The organism is Leucobacter sp. GX24907, from assembly GCF_053567335.1.
Map to the genome: position 1 here is coordinate 518,013 of NZ_JBSGPD010000001.1, position 18,921 is coordinate 536,933.

An 18,921-nucleotide genomic window follows, 5' to 3' on the forward strand; every position below is an offset into this window, starting at 1 on the left:
TCGACGTAACCTTGTCTCCATGCGTGTTCTCCTGACCGGCGGTGCCGGCTACATCGGATCTCACACGGCTCTCGTGCTGCTCGAGCACGGTCACGAGGTCGTGGTGCTCGATGATTTCTCGAACAGCAGCGTCGAAGCGGTGCGCAGAGTCGAGGAGCTCACGCGGCGAGAGATCCCGGTGGTGGAGGCGGATCTGGCGGATCGCGTCGCGGCCGAGGCAGCGCTCAGTGACGTCGAATTCGATTCGGTGATCCACTTCGCCGGGTTGAAGGCGGTCGGCGAATCGGTGGCGCAGCCGACCCGGTACTACCGGGTGAACCTCGCCTCCACGCTCGTGCTGCTCGATGAGATGAGTCGGCGAGGTGTAACGCGGATGGTCTTCAGCTCGTCGGCGACCGTCTACGGCGACCCGCAGTACCTGCCGCAAGACGAGAGTCACCCGGTGGGCGTCGGTCTCACGAACCCGTACGGCTGGTCCAAGTTCATGAACGAGCAGATCATTCGTGACGCGCAGCGCGCCCGTCCCGAGCTCGCAGCGGTACTGCTGCGCTACTTCAACCCGGTCGGGGCGCACCCGTCAGGGCGCATTGGTGAAGACCCCTCAGGGATCCCGAACAATCTCATGCCGTTCATCGCACAGGTCGCGGTGGGCAAGCGCGAGCGCCTGAGCGTCTTCGGTGACGGCTACCCCACTGCCGACGGCACGGGGGTACGCGACTACATTCATGTCATGGATCTCGCGGAGGGGCACGTGGCCGCGCTCGAGCGGCTCACCCCGGGGGTCGCGGCGTACAACCTCGGCTCGGGCACGGGTTCGAGCGTGCTCGAGGTCGTGCGCGCCTTCGAAGAGGCTTCGGGCAAGCCGGTACCCTATGACGTTGTTCCACCCCGCGATGGTGACGTGGCCGAAGTCGTCGCCGATCCGTCACTGGCGAACACCGAACTCGACTGGCGCACTGAGCGCACCCTCGCCGATGCCTGCCGAGACAGTTGGACTTGGCAGTCCGCGAACCCGGAAGGCTACCGCGCATGACCCTCGACCTCGAACGGCCGCTGCGCAACCCCGATCTCGAGTCGCCTCCGCTGATGAGCAAGCGGGCACGGTGGCTCGTGGTGCTCGGGTTCCTGCTGCCAGGGAGTGCCCAGGTGCTTGCGGGCAACCGCAAGCTGGGGCGCTTCGGTCTCGCGGCCACCTTCACACTGATCGGGATCGCGATCCTCGCACTGCTCGGCGTGGTGTTCGCGCGATCATTCACCATCTCGGTACTGACCAACGGCATCGTGCTGCTGGTCGCCCAGTGGCTCGTGCTCGCCTACGCCGTCTTGTGGCTCGTGCTCGGCTTCAACACACTCGTGATCACGCGGCTCGTGCGCGTCTCGAAGAACTGGCGCGTGCCGGTTGCCATGCTCGCCGCGATTCTCACCCTGGTGCCCGTCGCCGGTGCCGCGTGGGCCTCGTCGGTGATCTCCGCCGCACGCCCGGCCCTCGACCTCTTCGCAGGGGCGCCCCCGGTCGACCCGGTCGATGGTCGCTACAACATTCTGCTGCTCGGTGCTGACGCGGGCGACGACCGCGAGGGTCTGCGCCCCGACAGCATCTCGCTCATCAGCGTCGACGCCGAGACGGGCCAGTCGATGATCGTCGGCCTTCCTCGTGAACTCGTTTCCATGCCGTTCCCCGAGAGCTCGCCGATGCATGAGATCCACCCGAACGGCTACGGCGTCGCGCCCAACGAGTTCGGCGAATGGGGTGGCTGCAACGTGGGCGATGCTCCGTTCTGCCGGTTGAACGCGCTGAACACCGAGATGTCGGAGTTCCTGTCGCCGAACGACGCATCGCAGAAGTACGGCAACCCGCTCTACCCCGACGCGGTGTCACGCGGCTCGACGCCTGGCATCGAAGCGACGAAGGATGCTGTCACCGGAGCTACAGGACTTGAAGTGCAGTTCTACGTGCTCATCGACATGGACGGCTTCTCGAAGCTCATCGACGCCCTCGGAGGCGTCGACATGACGGTGAAGGAGCGCCTGCCCGTCGGCGGCAACATCGATGAGTACACGGGCGAGCTCGTGAACGTCGACGAGTGGATCGAGCCAGGCGACCACCACCTCGATGGGTGGCACGCCCTCTGGTACGCGCGCTCGCGCTACGGGTCGGCGAACGGCGACTACGACCGTATGGAGCGTCAGCGCGAATTGCAGGCGGCGATCCTCGCCCAAATGAACCCGCAGAACGTGCTGCTGCGCTTCCAAGACATCCTCGAAGCCGGTACGGCGCTCGTGCAGACCGACATTCCCCGTTCGATGCTGGGTGCCTTCGTGAACCTCGCCGACGATGCCCGCGAGCACACGCCGGTGACGGTCGAGCTGACGCCTCCCGCGGTCGACCCTGAGAGCCCCGATTATGCGGCCGTGCGAGAGCTGGTCGCCGAGGGCGTCGCCTCGTCGTCGCCCCAGGAGGAAACCGAGGGCGAGTAGGCCATGACGAGCAGTCAGCTGCGGCGCGCGCTGTGGGCGGTCGCGATCGTCGGCCTCTGGGTGCTGGTGCTCGCCGGCCTCATGTTCGCGGGCGCCGGAATCTGGGTGCGCAGCGCGTTCGGGAGGGTGAGCGTCGATCAGGCGCTCGCGAATCTCGACGGTGTCGGTGGGGAAGGCGCGGGCGGCGGTGGTCTCGTCGGCGGCGCGGTCGTCATGATCGTGGTCGTACCACTCGTGATCACCCTGCTGCTCGCATTGCTCGTCGAGAAGTCGCGACGCGAACTCCATGCTGCCGACCTGCTGCGCGGCTGGAAGCGGTGGGCGCTGCGCGGCGGTGCGATGCTGCTCGCAGTGCTGGTGCCTCTCGGCGGCGGCGCGATCCTCAGTGATGCCACCGGCGTCGAGGAGTACATCGCATCGCTCACCACCGACGCTGATCTCTCCGATGTCTATGTCGCGCCGCGAGTCGTGGAGAGCGATGCCGAGGGGCAGCGTCCTGCGGGCGGTGAGCGTGATCGCTCCGATCCCGGCGGCCCCGATATCGACCGCCCCAATCTCGTACTTATCTATCTCGAGTCCATCGAGAACGATTTCGCTGATGAAGAGCTCTTCGGGAGCAACATGCTGCGGCCGGTGCAGCAGGCCACGACCGACTGGGAGCAGATCCCGGCCCTGCGGGAATACGAGGGCGGCGGCTGGACCATGGCCGGCATCGTCGCGACCCAGTGCGGAATCCCGCTGCGCTCGGCGCAATCGCTCTCAGATCGGAGTCAGCTCAATCTCGGCATCGGCGACGCGCGCTATATGCCCGGTGCGACATGTCTCGGAGAGGTGCTGCACGACCAGGGGTATCGCAACGTCTACTTGGGCGGTGCCGACACCTCGTTCGCGTCGAAGCGCGACTTCCTCGAAGAGCACGGCTACGACGAGGTCAACGGGCTGCAGGAGTGGCGGGAGCAAGGCGAGACCGAGGTGCGGTCGGACTGGGGGCTCAGCGACCGGAAGCTCATGGCGCAGGCCCGCAAGAAGATCACGCAGCTGCATGAGTCGGGGGAGCCCTTCAACCTCACCATGCTCACGCTCGACACGCACGAGAGCGCCTACCGCCACCGGTACTGCCCGACAGGAGCGGCGAACGGTGCAGTCGATGATGAGGGATCGGGCGGGCCCGCCGAGTCCGAAGACATGGTCGACATCACCTACTGCTCGATGGAGCAGGTCGCAGGCTTTCTCGGCTTCATGGATGAGAAGGGCTACCTCGATGACACCGTCGTGGTCGTCATGGGAGACCACCTGAAGACGCTCGCCGACTGGAATGCGTTCCAAGATGAACTGGAAGACCGCGAGGGTCGCACCATCTTCAATCGCATTCACGTGCCCGAAGGGCTGCAGCAAAACGGGACGGAGTTCGCGCGCGACGACTTCGATCAGTTTGCGCTCTACCCGACGCTGATCGAACTGCTCGGCTTCGAGCTCGAGGGACACCGGGCCGGCATCAGCGTCTCCGCGCTCGCGACCGAGGAGGAGATCGGCTCCGGCACCGTGCTCGATCTTTCTGACAGGGAGTACCTCGACCTGGTGCGGTCGCGGTCGTCGGACTTCTTCCGTGACATCTGGGGGCGCCGGGCGACCGGTATGTCGTGAGCGTGCCTACTGTGTTGCGCTGAGTGGCGGCGAGAGCGGTCGTGCTGTGCCCGGGTTCCTGGGCAGATGAGAAACCTCCGGCGTACACTGGGGGCATGTCCATGAATGTTGCCGAGGTCGAGCAGGCGATGCTCGCGCTGGACAAGCGCGACCTCGCGGCGTTGATCCATCGCGGCATTCAGGCTCTCGATGAGAGCGATACGGAAGTATCGCAGACGGAAGTCGAGTCGGCGTGGAATGCGGAGTTCCGCCGTCGCATCGATGAGGTGGAGTCGGGGCAAGTCGAGCTCCTGACCACTGACGACGTTGACGCTCGAGTGGACAACCTGCTGGCGAAGTTCCGGGGCTGATCGCTCTGCTTCGCGTGCATCCCGAGGCGGCAGAAGAACTTCTTGACGCGATCCAGCACTATGAAGATCGGGCCGGAGCTGGGGAAGTGTTCGCTGTTGCCGCGAAGAGGGCCCGCAACGATGCAGGCGAGACTCCGAACGCATGGCCACCGGTCGCGCATTGGGAGCCCCCGCCGTTGATTCGCAGCCGTCGAATCGGGAACTTCCCCTACCGTGTCGTCTACTACTCCCGAGGCGATGTAGTGGCCCTGATCGCCTACGCACACGAGAAGCGCCGACCCGGATACTGGGCTCGCCGGACGACCGGAATGTCGTGAGCGTGCCCACAGTGTTGCGCTGAGTGGCGGCTCTGTGCCGCCGTGCTGAAATCGGCTGTTCTACACTGGGGTGGGCGTCTGAGCGGCGCCCGGATGGGAGTCCCGAATGCGTGTGACCGCGGTGCTGGTCGCCTACAACCGGCAGGAACTGCTCCGTGAGGCGCTGACTGCGCTCGCTGCGCAGAGCCGTCCGGTCGACCACCTCATCGTCGTCGATAACGCGTCGACTGACGGGTCGGCCGAGGTGGCCGAGACGCTGCTCGAACCGTGGGGCACCCGGGCGAGGCTCATTCGGTTGGAGCAGAACACCGGCGGTGCAGGCGGTTTCGCTGTCGGGATCGCCGCTGCCGTGGTCGACCCCGACATTGACTGGGTGTGGGTCATGGATGACGACACCGTGCCCGGCCCTGACGCTCTCGCCGGGGCACTTGAGACCCATGAGCGTTATCGGGCGACCGGGCCCGACGACCTCGCCGTGATGGGGTCGCGTGTGGTGTGGACCGACGGTGAAGACCACCCGATGAACACGCCGAAGGCGAAAATTCGTGCCTCGCAGGGCGAACGCGACCGTGCTGCAGCGGTCGGAGCGATGGAGATTCGTTCCATCTCGTTCGTGTCGGCCTTCTTGCGTGCGGCGCGGGTGCGCGAGCTCGGCTTGCCGCTCGCCGACTACTTCCTCTGGAACGACGACTTCGAGTATTCGGCTCGACTGCTGCGAGGTGCGCGCGGTCTGTACGCGCCTGCCTCGGTCGTCATGCACAAGACCGCGAAGCGCGGGTCGAGCGACGCAGACCCGGGCCCGCGCTTCTTCTTCGAGGTGCGCAACAAGCTCTGGGTGTTCCGCCGCAGCTCTGCGCTCTACCCCTGGGAGAAGATCCTCTATAGCGCTGCGACGGCACGTCGCTGGCTGCGCACGTTCCGGGCATCTGATGATCGGGCACAGTTGCGCGACTGCCTGCGGCGAGGGTGGAAGGAAGCTTGGGGTCGACCACCGAGGCCGACTCGCGAGGTGCTGCGCAAAGCCGGTGTTCCGGTGGATGTGCGTGTCTCGATCGATGACCTCACGATTGGTGAGACTCGGCGCTGAGCCTGAGCGGGCTTCGCTGCTCTTGGCCGTGAAGCTTCGCGTCGCGCGGATGCTGAACGTGCTTCGCGCTGATGCTGGGTGCCTCGCGCTGACGCTGAGGGTGCTTCGCACTGACGCTGCGGCTTGCTCACGGGGTGGCAGCTATCGTCACTCTTGTCCTGTCGGCCACGATCAACGGTTCCGCTGTCGCAGAGTGTGACGAAAAGGCCTGAATGAGTGCACTCTGCGTCAGCTGAGCGTGCCATCGATTCCACACTCGTGTAATAATCGACAGTTATCGACTATTGTCATTAACGAGTGTGGACTATTGCGACGAGCGTGACGGTTCAATGCTTCGACGGAACCACGGGGAGAACTGATGCGGCGCGCACTGGGGTTGTTGATGGCTGCGGCGATGGTGCTGGGAGGCGCCGTCGCTGTCGAAACGGGTGCAGCCACGCCGGCCCATGCTGCGCCAAGCGAGGGCATCGGAGTCATCGGCACTGACGACCTGGCAGGTGGCGGCGCCGACACAGATGACATCGATGCAGATGACTCCGGTGAAGAGGGCGCGGGCGAAGAAGCACCAGGAGAAGAGGTCCCCGACGAAGAAGCCCCCGATGAAACAGAACCTCCGGCCCCCGAGATTATCGCTGGAACTGTCAAGATCCCGGCTACGGCTACGGTCGGCCAAACGCTGAAGGCGGAAACCCAAGGGTGGCAGCCTGCTGGAGTTGAGCTGAGCTACGAGTGGCTGCGCAACGGGGCGCTCATCCCCGACGCCATCAAGATCACCTACAAACTGCAGGCGAGTGATCTGGGCAAGAAGATCTCGGTGCGGGTCACGGGTACTCACCCCGGGTATGCAGAGCGAACAGTTGTCTCGGCGCAAACGAAGGCGATCGCCGCAGGAGTGCTCAAGACAGCTACGCCCAAGGTCAGTGGCAAAGCGATCGTCGGCCAGACCGTCAAGGCCAGTGCGGGCAGCTGGACCGCGGGTACGAAGTTCTCGTACCAGTGGAAGCGCAATGGCAAGAGCATCAAGGGTGCGACCAAGTCCAGCTACAAACTGAAGTCCGCCGACGCAAAGGCCAAGATCACCGTTACGGTCACGGGCAAGCTCACCGGCTACACGACGGCTGCGAAGACGTCGAAGGCCACCGCAGCGGTGCTGCGTACGCTGACTGCGACTCCGAAGCCCAAGGTGACTGGCACGGTCAGAGCGGGCAGCGTGGTCAAGGCGCAGCCGGGCAATTGGAAGCCGGTACCGGTGAAGCTCGGGTACCGCTGGTATCGCGACGGTAAGGCCATTAAGGGTGCGACGAAGTCGACTTACCGCCTGACGAAGTCCGATGCCGGTAAGAAGATCACCGTGCAGGTGCGTGGCGCAAAGAGCGGGTATGTCTCGGTAACGAAGACGTCGGCGGCCAAGAAGGTGCCGAAGGTGCTGAAGGCCGCGAAGCCGAAGATCAGCGGATCGGTAGCGGTCGGTAAGAAGCTGGTCGCGAAGCGTGGAACCTGGACGTCGGGTACCAAGTTCTCGTATCAATGGAAGCGCAACGGCAAGAGCATCAAGGGCGCGACCAAGTCCAGTTACAAGGTCAAGGCAGCCGACCTGAACGCGCGCATCACGTTGACCGTGAAGGGCATGAAGAAGGGCTACGCCTCTGAGGTGCGCACGTCGGCGAAGACAAAGGTTGTGAAGTACCCGAACCGCGCGGCGCCCGCCTCACTGTGGGACTGCCCGGCTTGGGCGCCGATCAAGGGGAACGCGAGTTCGATGATCTATCACGTGCGTGGAGGTGCCTACTACACGCGGACGATTCCCGAGGATTGCTTCCGCACCGAGGCTGCTGCACGTCATGCGGGGTACCGTCGTTCGATGCGCTAAGCACTGAGATCTGGCGAGTCATCCACAGATTCACCGTTCGGTCTCCCGCAGGGGCGCTGGGCGATGCACGCTGTACTCATGTCGAAACCCCTCGCGCCGCTTCCCACGGTACTCGGGCGTGTGTTCACGAGTGCCGAGGCTCGCGCGGCGGGGGTACAGGCCTGGCGTCTGCGGCATCCTGATGTCGAGCGGATCCTCTACGGGGTGTATCGGCGAGTCGTCCCGCGGTCGAACTCGACCCCGAACGCAGCGACACCACTCCATCCGGCTGAGGCGTGGCGTCGCAAGCAGGTGCGCGATGCGCTCGACGTTGCCCGTGCACTGGGCGAGGGCAAGTTCTTCAGCCACCGTACCGCTGCGGCGCTGCTCGGTCTGCCAGTACCATCGCGCAACACGGATCACCTCGATATTGCGTGCTTTGCCCCGAATCGAGCGCCGCGAGGCGTCGGGGTGCGGGGGCGGCAGCTTCGCGAGAGTGCGGTGCCGCTGGGAACCTGTCGAGGAGTGCCGGTTCCCGCGCCGGCGGCGGTGTGGGCGATGCTCGCTTCCGAGCTGGCGCTTCACGATCTGATCGCGTTGGGCGATGCGGTGATCAGACGTCCGCGGATCCCGGGCACGAATCGTCTGGAGCGTCCTCCGTTCGCCACCATTGCCGAGCTGCGAGAAGCAGCGACGTCCATGCGGTGGATGGGGTCGCGTCGGCTTGCAGAGGCGCTGCCTCAGCTGACAACAGCGAGCGCGTCGGTGCCCGAGAGTCATCTGCGGTTGCTCTGCGCTGACTGGGGGCTGCCCGCGCCCGAGCTCGACGTCGACATCTTCGATACGAGGGGGCGCCTGCTGGGGTGCTCCGAACTCGCTTGGCCGGAGTACCGTGTGGTCGCCGAGTACGAGGGCGACCAGCACCGCAGTGAGGTCGGGCAGTGGAACCGTGACATCGACAAGTACGGCGACTACGAGGAGGTCGGCTGGAAGGTGGTGCGGGTGACTGCCGATCTCCAGTATCGCCGAGCTTCGGTGTTGCGGGGCAGGTTGGTGAGGGCTCTGCGAGAGCGCGGGTGGTCGGGGTGAGCGGGCGCGATCCTTCGCTGACAGGGGCGTCGGCAGTGCGGGTGCAATGCGCAGTACTGCTTCTGGTCTCTCGCAGGATCGAGCCTTCCGCTGGCGCAGATGAAGTTCATGACGGCCCCTTCCCCTCGATCTGCGACAGCCGAAGTGACTGGAAGCAGCCGGTGCAGCAATCTGCGACAGCGGAGAACGACGAGAAGCCTTCGCTAGGCTGAGAGCACTATGACGAGCGCATCCGACCCAGTGGAACCAGCCTTCTCGCTGCTGCTGCCCGTCTACGCGGGAGACGATCCCCGGTTTTTGCGGGAGGCCTTCGCGAGCTCAGTCGACGCGCAGACGCTGCGTCCGGCAGAGGCGGTCATCGTGCAGGACGGTCCGGTGGCTGAGGCGCTCGCCGCAGAGTTGGGCAGGATCGAGGCAGAAAGTCTGATTCCGGTCCGCATCGTTCGCCTGCCCGAGAATCGCGGGCTCACCGAGGCGCTCAACGCCGGCCTGGGGGCGTGTTCGCAGCCGGTGATCGCTCGTATGGATGCCGACGACGTGTCGCGCCCGGATCGTTTCGCGCGCCAGTGGGCGCTGATCTCGCAGGGGTACGACCTGGTGGGTACGGGCATGGAAGAGTTCGAGCACGATCCTGACCGACCGGCCGCCCGCCGCATTCCTCCGGTGGGTGCCCAGCGGATCCGCGAGCATGCCCGCACGCATAACCCGTTTAACCATCCCACGATGATGTATCGTCGGGAGGCGCTTGCGCGCATCGGCGACTACCAGGCGTTCGGCAAGATGGAGGATTACTGGCTCGGGGTGCGAATGATCGCGTCGGGAGCGCGAGTGGAGAATATTGCCGATCCGTTGCTCGCGTATCGGGTCGGGGCGGGGGCGTTTGCCCGACGCGGAGGGTGGCGTGAAGCGCGCACCGAATGGCGGTTGCAACGCGAGTTGCTTCGCATGGGGTTCGTCTCGCGCGGCCAGTATCTGCGCAACGTCGTGATGAAGGGCGCGTACCGCCTGATGCCGGCCTGGGTGAAGCGTGTGCTCTTCCGGCGCTTCATCGGAGGAGGCCTCCCAGGCGACAGGTGAGTCTCATTTGCCCTAGCATCACAATCGCGAAACCTCTTGAGGCGCGCCGTTCAGCTCCCTGTAAGGTTGAGGGATGTCGATCGGGGGAGAGATGGGGAAGCGGAACGTACGCGCTGCAGGTCTGGCGGGGGTCATGAGCGCAGCGATGCTGGCGTCGGCATTGGTTGCCGCACCGGCATTCGCCGAGAGCAGCACAGGCGGTGCCGAGAGCATCGATGGCGCGAAGATCGAGAACGCGCCGGTCGAGAGTTCGGTTGCTGATCCGACCACCAGTGAGGTGAGCCTCGCACCGGTCGATGTGGCCGCGAGTTACACGGAGAGCGCCGCGGTTCCCGAGCACGAGGGTGAGCTGCAGCAGGAGTCGCTCGCCGAAGAGGTGACGAGCGACGACGCTGCGTCTGCGGGGGCTGCACGGGTCGATCTCAACTCTGACATTGCGGTCTTCGGTGTGACCTGGGCTCGCAGCGACGCGGAACCCGTGCGTATCGAGTACCGTGAGCTGGCTGCGGGCGAGTGGACTGCCTGGCAGGAGATCGAGACTGAGGCGACCGGCGAGGCAATGGGGGATCGCCCGGCCGAGGTCGCTGATGCGCCTGCAGGCAGCACGGAGCCGGTGTTCATCGCGAATGCTGAGGCCCTAGAAGTTGTCGCTTTTACTGCTGACGGCCAGCTGGTCGGAGATCTCGATGTCACGGTGGTCGACCCGCGGGGTGAGGATCCGGTCGAGAACGCGATCGAAGGCGTCGACGATGATGCTGCGCAGGATCGTGGGCCGGCAGAGGTGCCGCCGCCGTCCGACCCGTATGCCGATTCCGCCCCGGGTACCGAGGCTGATGAAGAAGTCGCTCCGGAGGAGCCGGCCGAGGATGGAAGCGAGGCTCCCACCGAAGAGTTCCGTGACGAGCCCGTGACTGAGGGCACCGGGACTACGGCGGATGGTGCAGTGCTGACGAATGGCACGACAGCGCACCCCGCACTCGCTGTGAAGGGCGAGAACGCGTCGGAGGATGCGATACCTGCCACGGCACCGTCGGTGACCACGGCTGCGAACGTGAATACCGGTCTCGGCTTGACGATCAAGAGCCGTGCGGCCTGGGGAGCCGACGAAGGCCTGAAGTTCGGGAACTCCGCCGGTGAGTGCACCTACGGCACCTACAAATGCCAGATCAAGTACACAGGTGCGGTCGTGCATCACACTGCAGGCTCGAATAATTACACGCAGGCGCAGGTTCCAGGACTGTTGCGCGGAATCTACTACTTCCATGCGGTGACGCAGAACTATGGCGATATGGGGTATCAACTCCTCGTCGACAAGTACGGCGGGGTCTGGGAAGGCCGCTACGGTTCCTTGACGAAGTCCCCGTTCGGTGCGCAGGCGATCGGCGCGAACTGGCAGACGTTCGGCATCTCCGTTCTCGGCACCTACACGGGTTCCGCGCCGACGGCGAAGGCTCAGGACTCCGTCGCGAAGGCGATCGCATGGATGTTCAAGAAGCACGGCATCAAGGATCCGAAGGGCACAACTTGGATTCCGCACGCCGATAACAAGGGCCGTACGGTTCCGAAGATCATGGGGCACCGGCAGACGATGCCCACAGTATGCCCGGGCGACGCGTTCTATGCGAGGCTTCCTGCGATCCGCAACAAAGTAGCCACGTACGCGTCGAAGTTGCAAGGCAAACTGGTCGCACCGTTCTCCGACGTCTGGACCACAGATCAGTTCGCAACGGAGATCGCTTGGATGTCTAAGCAGGGCATCACGAAAGGCACGAAGAAAGCAAACGGCACCTATTTTGCGCCGATGGATGGTACGACGCGTCGTGCGATGGCGGCGTTTTTGTATCGGGCGAGTGGTTCTCCTTCGGTGAAGTTGCCGGCGCAGTCGCCGTTCTCTGATGTGAAGCGGGGCGATTCCTTTTACAAGGAGATTGTCTGGATGCATCAGGAGGGTTTGGCGAAGGGCTATAAGAAGGCGGGGAGTAAGCCGGAGTATCGGCCGATGAGTCAGGTGAATCGTGGCTCGATGGCGGCGTTCTTGTTCCGGTTGGATTCGGGGTCTTCGGGGTATAAGGCGCCGGCGACGTCTCCGTTTAGGGATGTGCCGAAGAGTCATCAGTTCTATCGGGAGATCTCGTGGATGCGTTCGACGGGGTTGGCGAATGGGTATAAGCATTCTTCGGGTGCGCGTGATTATCGGACGGGGAGTAAGGTGACGCGGCAGGCGATGGCCGCATTCCTCTACCGCGACGCCCATCGCTAGATCTCGCCATTGGAGGCTGGAAGTGAGAACAGAATGACACAGGGCAGAGTTATCAGGCGGGCACTTGGCATGCTTTCCGCTGCCGTATTGCTGCTTGTCGGTTTCATTGCGACTGATGCAGGAGTATCGGTCGCCGCCCTACCGCTATCCGCTGACGATTCGGCTATCGAAACTCCCGCTCCGGAGGAAACTCCTCAACCTGATGAGGAGGACGAAACCGGCGCAGAGGACTCCGATGGATCTGACCCCTCGGAGGACGCAGAGGATCCTCCAATTGATGGGGGCGAACCGGTGGATGGGGGAGAAGAGAGCGAACCGGTCGAGAAAGCAGAGAGCGAGGCTCCTGGGGAGCCTCTGGAGAGCAAGCAGATCGACGCTCCCGATACTGCGTTGTCCGGAATCGGAGCAGTGTTCTCAGCAGGTCGGCCCTCCACGGGCTTTAAGGCCGGCTACATCATTTCGGATGCCAATTTTTACAACGGAACTGCGATGTCGGCCGCGCAGATTCAGCAGTTCCTGAACCAGCGGGTGCCGAAACCGACGGCCCAGAGCCTGCGCAATTACAAGGAGACCACCACGAAGAAGGCTGCGGATAAGTACTGCGCAGCCTACGCAGGTCGGAGTGGCGAAACGGCGGCTCAGATCATCGCCAAGGTCTCAAAGGCGTGCGGCATCAGTCCGCAAGTCGTACTCGTGATGTTGCAGAAGGAACAGAGTCTCGTCAGCGTTACGTCACCTTCGAAACAGAACTACGACCGTGCGATGGGGTACGCCTGCCCTGACACGGGCAAGGGCGGAAGCGCGAACTGCGATAAGGCCTACTACGGCTTCTTCAATCAGGTGTGGCATGGAACGAAGCGACTCAAGCGCTACGGCATGGATACCGCGACCTTCAATTGGTTCCCCCTGGGGAAGCCTCTCAACATCGGCTATAACGTGGCAGCGAAGAACTGCGGAACCAAGCGTGTCACGATTGAGAACAAGGCCACTGCGGCGCTCTACTATTACACGCCGTACACCCCGAACGCTGCAGCGATCCGTTACAAAGATGGCCTTGGCGCTGCCGATAAGTGCTCAACCTACGGCAACATCAATTTCTTCATTCTGTACAAGTCTTGGTTCGGAATGCCGAATACTTCGTTCCCAGATGTGCCACAGACCTCCCAGTTCTATACCGAGATCGAATGGATGGCCAGCAAGGGTCTCGCGAACGGTACTGTGCCGAAGGCTGGGGGAGCGGCCCGATTTAACCGGATGGATGGTACGACGCGTCGTGCGATGGCGGCGTTTTTGTATCGGGCGAGTGGTTCTCCTTCGGTGAAGTTGCCGGCGCAGTCGCCGTTCTCTGATGTGAAGCGGGGCGATTCCTTTTACAAGGAGATTGTCTGGATGCATCAGGAGGGTTTGGCGAAGGGCTATAAGAAGGCGGGGAGTAAGCCGGAGTATCGGCCGATGAGTCAGGTGAATCGTGGCTCGATGGCGGCGTTCTTGTTCCGGTTGGATTCGGGGTCTTCGGGGTATAAGGCGCCGGCGACGTCTCCGTTTAGGGATGTGCCGAAGAGTCATCAGTTCTATCGGGAGATCTCGTGGATGCGTTCGACGGGGTTGGCGAATGGGTATAAGCATTCTTCGGGTGCGCGTGATTATCGGACGGGGAGTAAGGTGACGCGGCAGGCGATGGCCGCATTCCTCTACAGATACGACAAGCTCTGAACTGTGCGCGAGATGGGTTCGGGCGTATGGGCAGAAGCTGCGCTGGTAATCTAGGGCAGATGTTGGTGCAGTTGGGCGTACCCGAAGAGCCCTGCTGTCGCTTGAACCAAGTAGGGATGAGGTGCGTCGGTGAAGGACTCATTTGAGGTCGTAGGGTTCCGATGGGACCGTGTCATGCTGAGCTTCGAAGCAGAGCTGCCGCGGAACGAGAACTTCGTCTTCTACTTGATGTCAGCTGACGACCCAGATGCGCCCTTGCTGCCGATCGACACCACGGTACTTGCATCGGGACGCTACGAAGGTCGCCTCAACGTCACTCGATTTCATGAGCGCAAGCAGGTTCCGAACGGCGCATGGCGCCTCGTCGCCAGGAACGACTCGACGCAACTGGTAGCGCGTTTCGACCTGACGCGCGTGCGCGAGCTCGATGATCAATCACGAGCCTTCGTGTATAACCAGGGGTACTCCTCATATACGGTGACGTTTGGAATCTCCGACGATGAAGACGCTCCTGATCTCATGGTGTGGACGTATGCGTTCGGGCGGGGACGTCCGAAGGCCCCCAACTGGCGTGCCAAGAGGATCGCGAAGCTTCGCAAATGGTGGAGGAAGCGGAAGCGTTCGGTCCTGCGGAGGATCTTCCGGCTTGGTCAGAGGCTGCGCAAGAAAGACAGCAAGCGCATTCTCTTTGCCTCCGAAGCCCGGCCGAATATGCAGGGCAACCTGAAAGCCGTGCACGATCGTATGGTCGAGCGTGGCCTGGATCAGCAGTTCGACTTCCGGTATTCCTTCCGAACGCACCATTCCACATCACGTTCGTCAGCGTTTCGGCTCGGCTGGCAGATGGGGAAGGCCGACATCGTGCTTGTCGATGATTATTTCCCGGTGCTCATGGACCTGTCGGACACCTCAAAGCAGAAGGTCATTCAGCTCTGGCACGCCGGCAGCGGGTTCAAATCCATCGGGTACAGCAGATTCGGGCAGTACGGCTCGCCGCACCTCACTAACTCGCATCGACTGTACAGTTACGCGATTTGCGGGTCTCAGCACCTCAGAGATGTCTACAGTGAGGCCTTCGGCATCGAGCGGGAGGCGGTAATTGCTACCGGACTTCCGCGTATCGATGGGTTCCTTCGAGAAGGGCGCGAGGAAGAGGTACGGCAGATCTTCGATCAGTCCTACCCTGCCGCGGTCGGAAAGCGGAAGCTCCTCTTCGCTCCGACGTTCCGAGGCCGCGGTGCGGGGGATGCTCACTACTCCTATGCCGCGTTTGATTTCGCCGCCCTGTACGCCGCCTGCGGCGAGGACAGTGTCGTGCTGTTCAGGCAGCATCACTTCATCTTGGATCCGGCTCCGATCCCTGAGAAGTTCCGGGATCGACTTATCGACGTCTCTGAGTTCCCTGACACCAATGATCTGCTTCTGGTTTCAGACGTGCTCATTACCGACTATTCCTCGATCATCTACGAATACGCACTGCTGCGGCGCCCGATGGTGTTCTTCGCGCCTGACCTCGAGGTGTACTCGGCCACGCGTGGCATGCATCGTGACTATCGTGAGGCCGCGCCGGGAGAGATCGCGACTGACTTCGGGCAGTTCTTGGAACTGATTGCTGATCCGAATCTTTCCTTGGATAAGACCGAAGCATTCTTGGCAGAGAACTTCGACTACATTGATACGAACAACTCGGACCGGGTGATCGACCAGCTCATCTTGTCAGATCCGACCCCATCGCAGGTGAATTGAGAGCATGACGAACATCGCAGTAGTCTTCGCGGGCGGCGTAGGGTCCCGGATGAAGAGCAGTACCCGCCCGAAGCAGTTCCTCGAGATTCATGGTCGTCCGGTGATCGTGCACACGCTCGAGGTGTTCCAGGAACACCCTGAGATCGATGCGATTGCAGTTTCAATCCTTCCCGAGTACCGCTCTTACTTTGAACGGCTCCTCTCCCGCTACGAACTCGACAAAGTTCGATGGATCGTCGATGGTGGAGCCACGGGGCAGGAATCCCGTCATAAAGCGTTGAGCGCGGTTGCTGCGGACGAAGGACAAGACGCGGTCGTGCTGATCCATGATGGCGTGAGGCCGTTGATCGACGCGGATCTCGTTTCCCGCAACATTCACGCCGTGCAACAACACGGTTCAGCGATCACGTGCACCAAGATGACGGAGACCGTGGTGGTCGAAGATGGTGAGGGGATCGGTCAGGTGATTCCCCGCGATCCGCTCTGGACGGCTCAGGCTCCGCAGAGCTTCAAGCTGGCAGATATCCTGGGTGTATACGATCAGGCAGTCGCTGACGGTGAGAACGATTCCATCGACTCGTGCACGCTCATGCGTAACTACGGTCATCAGCTGCATCGGGTCGAGGGACCCCGCACGAACATCAAGATCACGACGGCGTCTGACTACTACGTCTGCCGCACCTTCATGACCTTGGTTGAAGATCGGGAGGCCTTCGGTGGCGAATGACATCGTCCTCTTCGAATCGCAGGTCTTCCAGGAAGATGTGCGGGCTATTGCCGATGCTGAGCTTCCTTGGGAGAAGTACCGTGGGCAACGCATCCTCGTAACGGGCGCATCGGGCATGATCCCGATGTACCTTGTAGGAGCCCTTCTGGCCGCGAACGAGCTGTACGATCTCGACCTGCATGTTGCAGGTCTCGTTCGTAACCGCGCCAAGGCTGAGCAGCGGTTCGGCAGCGCTCTGCAACGGGAAGACTTCTCCCTGCAGGTCGGAGATGTCAGCGAGGTCCGTAGCTTCGATGCAGAGTACGCAACCGTATTTCATGGAGCCTCCCCGGCACGCCCCTCGCTGCACAATCAGTCCCCGACAACCACATTGAAGGCGAACGTGCTAGGCACGATCAACCTCCTCGACGCGCAAGTTGCGGCCGGCGGTGGCTCGTTCGTGTTGCTGTCGTCATCAGAGGTGTATGGGGCGGTGTCTCACGTCGACTTGATCAACGAGGATGCGATCGGCGGGCTTCAGCATTTTGCACCGCGCGCAGCTTACTCCGAGGGCAAGCGAGTGGCGGAGACAGCTCTCGCGGCGTACCAGGCGGAGTTCGGAATTGCCCCGTTGGTGCTCCGATTCGGGCACATCTATGGACCAGGCATGGCCCTTGATGACGGCCGCGTACAGGCGGACTTTCTTGCCGATGTGGTGAACGGACGCAACGTGCGCATGATGAGCGCTGGCGCAGCGACTCGTACCTATACCTACGTAGCAGACGCGGCCCTAGGAGCCTTTACTGCGCACTTGCTTGGTGATCAGCCCGTCTATAACGTCGCAGACCCTGCGGGTAACGTAAGTATCAGGCAACTTGCCGAGGTGTTCGCTGCCGCGAGACCAGACAAGTGCCTCGAGCTCAACTTCGTGAACCCTGATGACAGCCGATCGTTCTCACCGGTACCTTCGCTCGGCCTCGATGCCAGGCGGTTGGAGTCGATTGGATGGAAGCCGTCGACGACGCTCGCACAGGGCGTCGACCGCGCGATTCGGTCGTATGAGGATGGAGTGCTGATTTAGTTGAGTGATCGCGGCGATGGGAAGTATCCCCCTTCGCGCAACGGGCGTAGATGAATCGATCGCGGTATCTTTGCGATGAATGGAGAAATAGTGTCAAAGATTCGCATCCTGCTACTGACCAATCGAGACTCGGACAATATCGGTGACCAGATCATCGAGGCGACTGTGATATCTCTGATCAAGGGAGTCATGGAGAATCTTGGGATACCTGACGATGGCTATTCGATCAATAGTCGTGCGGCGGGAATCATCTCGAAGAAGTACATGCGTACCCGTGAGCCCGAGTTGCTGGCGCCTGCTCGAAAGGCGATCTCCGAAGCCGATGTTGTGATCTTCGGCGGGGCACCTCTGTTTAATTATTCGTACCAGAATTTCTACCTTCGAACGATCAAGACCCTCGAGCTCGCCGAAGAGTACGGGGTTCCGGTGATCTTCTCGAGCATCGGTGTTGAAGCGTTCGAAGAGAACAATCCGAAGTGCCTTGAGCTGAAGAAGGCTCTTTCCATGTCTTGCGTGAAGCAGATCACCACGCGCGACGACTTTGAGTCGCTGCAGAAATACGTCGAAGGAACGGGCACTCCGATTGATCATGTAGCAGATCCTGCAGTATTCGCAGACATCGTCTTCCGTGAACGGCCAGAGCCGATCCTTCGAATGCGGTCACGTGTCAAACGGAGCCTCATTAGGATAGTCAAGTTAGTTCTAGGCAGATCAACGGCACAACCGTCCCAAAGCGCGGACATAGTTGGCGCCGAGGCAGAGAAGCGTAAGAGGATCGGTCTAGTGGTCACCCGTGCGGGAATCTTCAAGGACAATGGCATCGACTTCTCGGAGAGTGATCAGCGCAGATTCTGGCTCGCGACGAGGAAGGTGCTTCTTAAGAGGGGCTACGAAGTAAGGCTTCTTACTACAGGCCACTTTTCAGATGAAGTATTCCTTGACTCTCTTGTCAAGGACAAGGGGCTGCCAGCCTCTGAAGCAGCGGTAGTCATTAACACACCTGAGGGACTGATCAAGGAACTCACTGCATGCGACGGAGTGATTGCATACCGCCTTCACGCGAACATCACGGCCTTTGCCTACGGTATTCCGTCTGTTGGCCTCAATTGGAACTTTAAGGTTCCGTACTTCTATGAAGCGGTAGGTTACGGACGACGCGCCCTTGAGTCGGAGCGCTGGACTGCCGATTCCGTGGTGCCGACACTCGAAGCCGCAATGTCGGAGGGAGTGGAGAAGAATGAAGCCCTCATGATGACTGTTTATGATTCCCTGTTCGAGGGACTTAAGTCAATCATTTCCCCGGAATCTTCACGCACTGCCTACTCGTACGCCGAGCTCAGGGAAAAGCTTCCGCCTTACCCAGGCACAACTCCCGCCGAGTACCAAGAGAAGGCGCGGCGAAAGATGCGGCGTACATATGAAAACTATCAGAAGCTATATCGGAGTCATGTCAAGAGCCTAGAGAAGAAGCATTGAACTAGGCTTCTGTTATCTACTTGAATGCGGCACTGATGATGTGGGGTG

Annotated in this window: 14 protein-coding genes; all 14 read left to right on the top strand. The window is 61.9% G+C overall.

What is annotated here, in order from left to right:
* Window positions 1-19: 19 nt before the first annotated feature.
* The 14 genes from galE (at window position 20) to ACUYV6_RS02510 (ending at window position 18,873) form a co-directional block, all read left to right on the top strand.
* Window positions 20-1,033 carry a UDP-glucose 4-epimerase GalE gene (galE, locus tag ACUYV6_RS02445; protein WP_449277051.1) on the top strand — a complete coding sequence of 338 codons (1,014 nt, stop codon included), beginning with the start codon at window positions 20-22 and terminating at the stop codon, window positions 1,031-1,033.
* Complete coding sequence (locus ACUYV6_RS02450; protein ID WP_449277052.1) at window positions 1,030-2,478, top strand: LCP family glycopolymer transferase; 1,449 nt, start codon at window positions 1,030-1,032, stop codon at window positions 2,476-2,478. The genes galE and ACUYV6_RS02450 overlap by 4 nt, the downstream gene beginning before the upstream one ends.
* Window positions 2,479-2,481: 3 nt before the next feature.
* Entirely contained in the window at window positions 2,482-4,122 is a 1,641-nt protein-coding gene (locus tag ACUYV6_RS02455) for an LTA synthase family protein (protein ID WP_449277053.1), read from the top strand.
* Window positions 4,123-4,217: 95 nt separating this feature from the next.
* Window positions 4,218-4,472, top strand: a complete 255-nt coding sequence (locus tag ACUYV6_RS02460; protein ID WP_449277054.1) for an addiction module protein — start codon at window positions 4,218-4,220, stop codon at window positions 4,470-4,472.
* 423 nt (window positions 4,473-4,895) lie between these two features.
* Window positions 4,896-5,876: a glycosyltransferase gene (locus ACUYV6_RS02465; RefSeq protein ID WP_449277055.1), complete on the top strand. Its 981-nt coding sequence runs from the start codon at window positions 4,896-4,898 to the stop codon at window positions 5,874-5,876.
* A 358-nt stretch (window positions 5,877-6,234) separates the two neighbouring features.
* Window positions 6,235-7,746, top strand: coding sequence for a sunset domain-containing protein (locus ACUYV6_RS02470; RefSeq protein WP_449277056.1), 1,512 nt, complete (start codon window positions 6,235-6,237; stop codon window positions 7,744-7,746).
* Between the two features lie 78 nt (window positions 7,747-7,824).
* On the top strand, window positions 7,825-8,814 hold the full coding sequence (locus ACUYV6_RS02475; RefSeq protein ID WP_449277057.1) for a hypothetical protein: 990 nt from the start codon (window positions 7,825-7,827) through the stop codon (window positions 8,812-8,814).
* Window positions 8,815-9,033: 219 nt separating this feature from the next.
* Window positions 9,034-9,891: a glycosyltransferase gene (locus ACUYV6_RS02480; RefSeq protein ID WP_449277058.1), complete on the top strand. Its 858-nt coding sequence runs from the start codon at window positions 9,034-9,036 to the stop codon at window positions 9,889-9,891.
* 73 nt (window positions 9,892-9,964) lie between these two features.
* Entirely contained in the window at window positions 9,965-12,151 is a 2,187-nt protein-coding gene (locus ACUYV6_RS02485) for an N-acetylmuramoyl-L-alanine amidase (RefSeq protein ID WP_449277059.1), read from the top strand.
* A gap of 33 nt (window positions 12,152-12,184) precedes the next feature.
* Window positions 12,185-13,864 carry an S-layer homology domain-containing protein gene (locus tag ACUYV6_RS02490; protein WP_449277060.1) on the top strand — a complete coding sequence of 560 codons (1,680 nt, stop codon included), beginning with the start codon at window positions 12,185-12,187 and terminating at the stop codon, window positions 13,862-13,864.
* A gap of 129 nt (window positions 13,865-13,993) precedes the next feature.
* Window positions 13,994-15,610: a CDP-glycerol glycerophosphotransferase family protein gene (locus ACUYV6_RS02495; RefSeq protein WP_449277061.1), complete on the top strand. Its 1,617-nt coding sequence runs from the start codon at window positions 13,994-13,996 to the stop codon at window positions 15,608-15,610.
* 4 nt (window positions 15,611-15,614) lie between these two features.
* Complete coding sequence (locus ACUYV6_RS02500) at window positions 15,615-16,337, top strand: IspD/TarI family cytidylyltransferase (protein WP_449277062.1); 723 nt, start codon at window positions 15,615-15,617, stop codon at window positions 16,335-16,337.
* Complete coding sequence (locus tag ACUYV6_RS02505) at window positions 16,327-17,397, top strand: NAD-dependent epimerase/dehydratase family protein (RefSeq protein ID WP_449277063.1); 1,071 nt, start codon at window positions 16,327-16,329, stop codon at window positions 17,395-17,397. Before ACUYV6_RS02500 ends, ACUYV6_RS02505 begins: the two co-directional genes overlap by 11 nt.
* A gap of 90 nt (window positions 17,398-17,487) precedes the next feature.
* Entirely contained in the window at window positions 17,488-18,873 is a 1,386-nt protein-coding gene (locus tag ACUYV6_RS02510) for a polysaccharide pyruvyl transferase family protein (RefSeq protein ID WP_449277064.1), read from the top strand.
* Window positions 18,874-18,921: the final 48 nt, after the last annotated feature.

Excerpts from the sequence above, each read along its gene's own strand:
- ACUYV6_RS02500 (WP_449277062.1), top strand. The coding sequence starts at position 15,615 with ATGACGAACATCGCAGTAGTCTTCGCGGGCGGCGTAGGGTCCCGGATG.
- ACUYV6_RS02470 (WP_449277056.1), top strand. The coding sequence starts at position 6,235 with ATGCGGCGCGCACTGGGGTTGTTGATGGCTGCGGCGATGGTGCTGGGA.
- ACUYV6_RS02465 (WP_449277055.1), top strand. The coding sequence starts at position 4,896 with ATGCGTGTGACCGCGGTGCTGGTCGCCTACAACCGGCAGGAACTGCTC.
- ACUYV6_RS02460 (WP_449277054.1), top strand. The coding sequence starts at position 4,218 with ATGTCCATGAATGTTGCCGAGGTCGAGCAGGCGATGCTCGCGCTGGAC.
- ACUYV6_RS02485 (WP_449277059.1), top strand. The coding sequence starts at position 9,965 with ATGTCGATCGGGGGAGAGATGGGGAAGCGGAACGTACGCGCTGCAGGT.
- ACUYV6_RS02475 (WP_449277057.1), top strand. The coding sequence starts at position 7,825 with ATGTCGAAACCCCTCGCGCCGCTTCCCACGGTACTCGGGCGTGTGTTC.
- ACUYV6_RS02455 (WP_449277053.1), top strand. The coding sequence starts at position 2,482 with ATGACGAGCAGTCAGCTGCGGCGCGCGCTGTGGGCGGTCGCGATCGTC.
- ACUYV6_RS02490 (WP_449277060.1), top strand. The coding sequence starts at position 12,185 with ATGACACAGGGCAGAGTTATCAGGCGGGCACTTGGCATGCTTTCCGCT.
- ACUYV6_RS02480 (WP_449277058.1), top strand. The coding sequence starts at position 9,034 with ATGACGAGCGCATCCGACCCAGTGGAACCAGCCTTCTCGCTGCTGCTG.
- ACUYV6_RS02450 (WP_449277052.1), top strand. The coding sequence starts at position 1,030 with ATGACCCTCGACCTCGAACGGCCGCTGCGCAACCCCGATCTCGAGTCG.
- galE (WP_449277051.1), top strand. The coding sequence starts at position 20 with ATGCGTGTTCTCCTGACCGGCGGTGCCGGCTACATCGGATCTCACACG.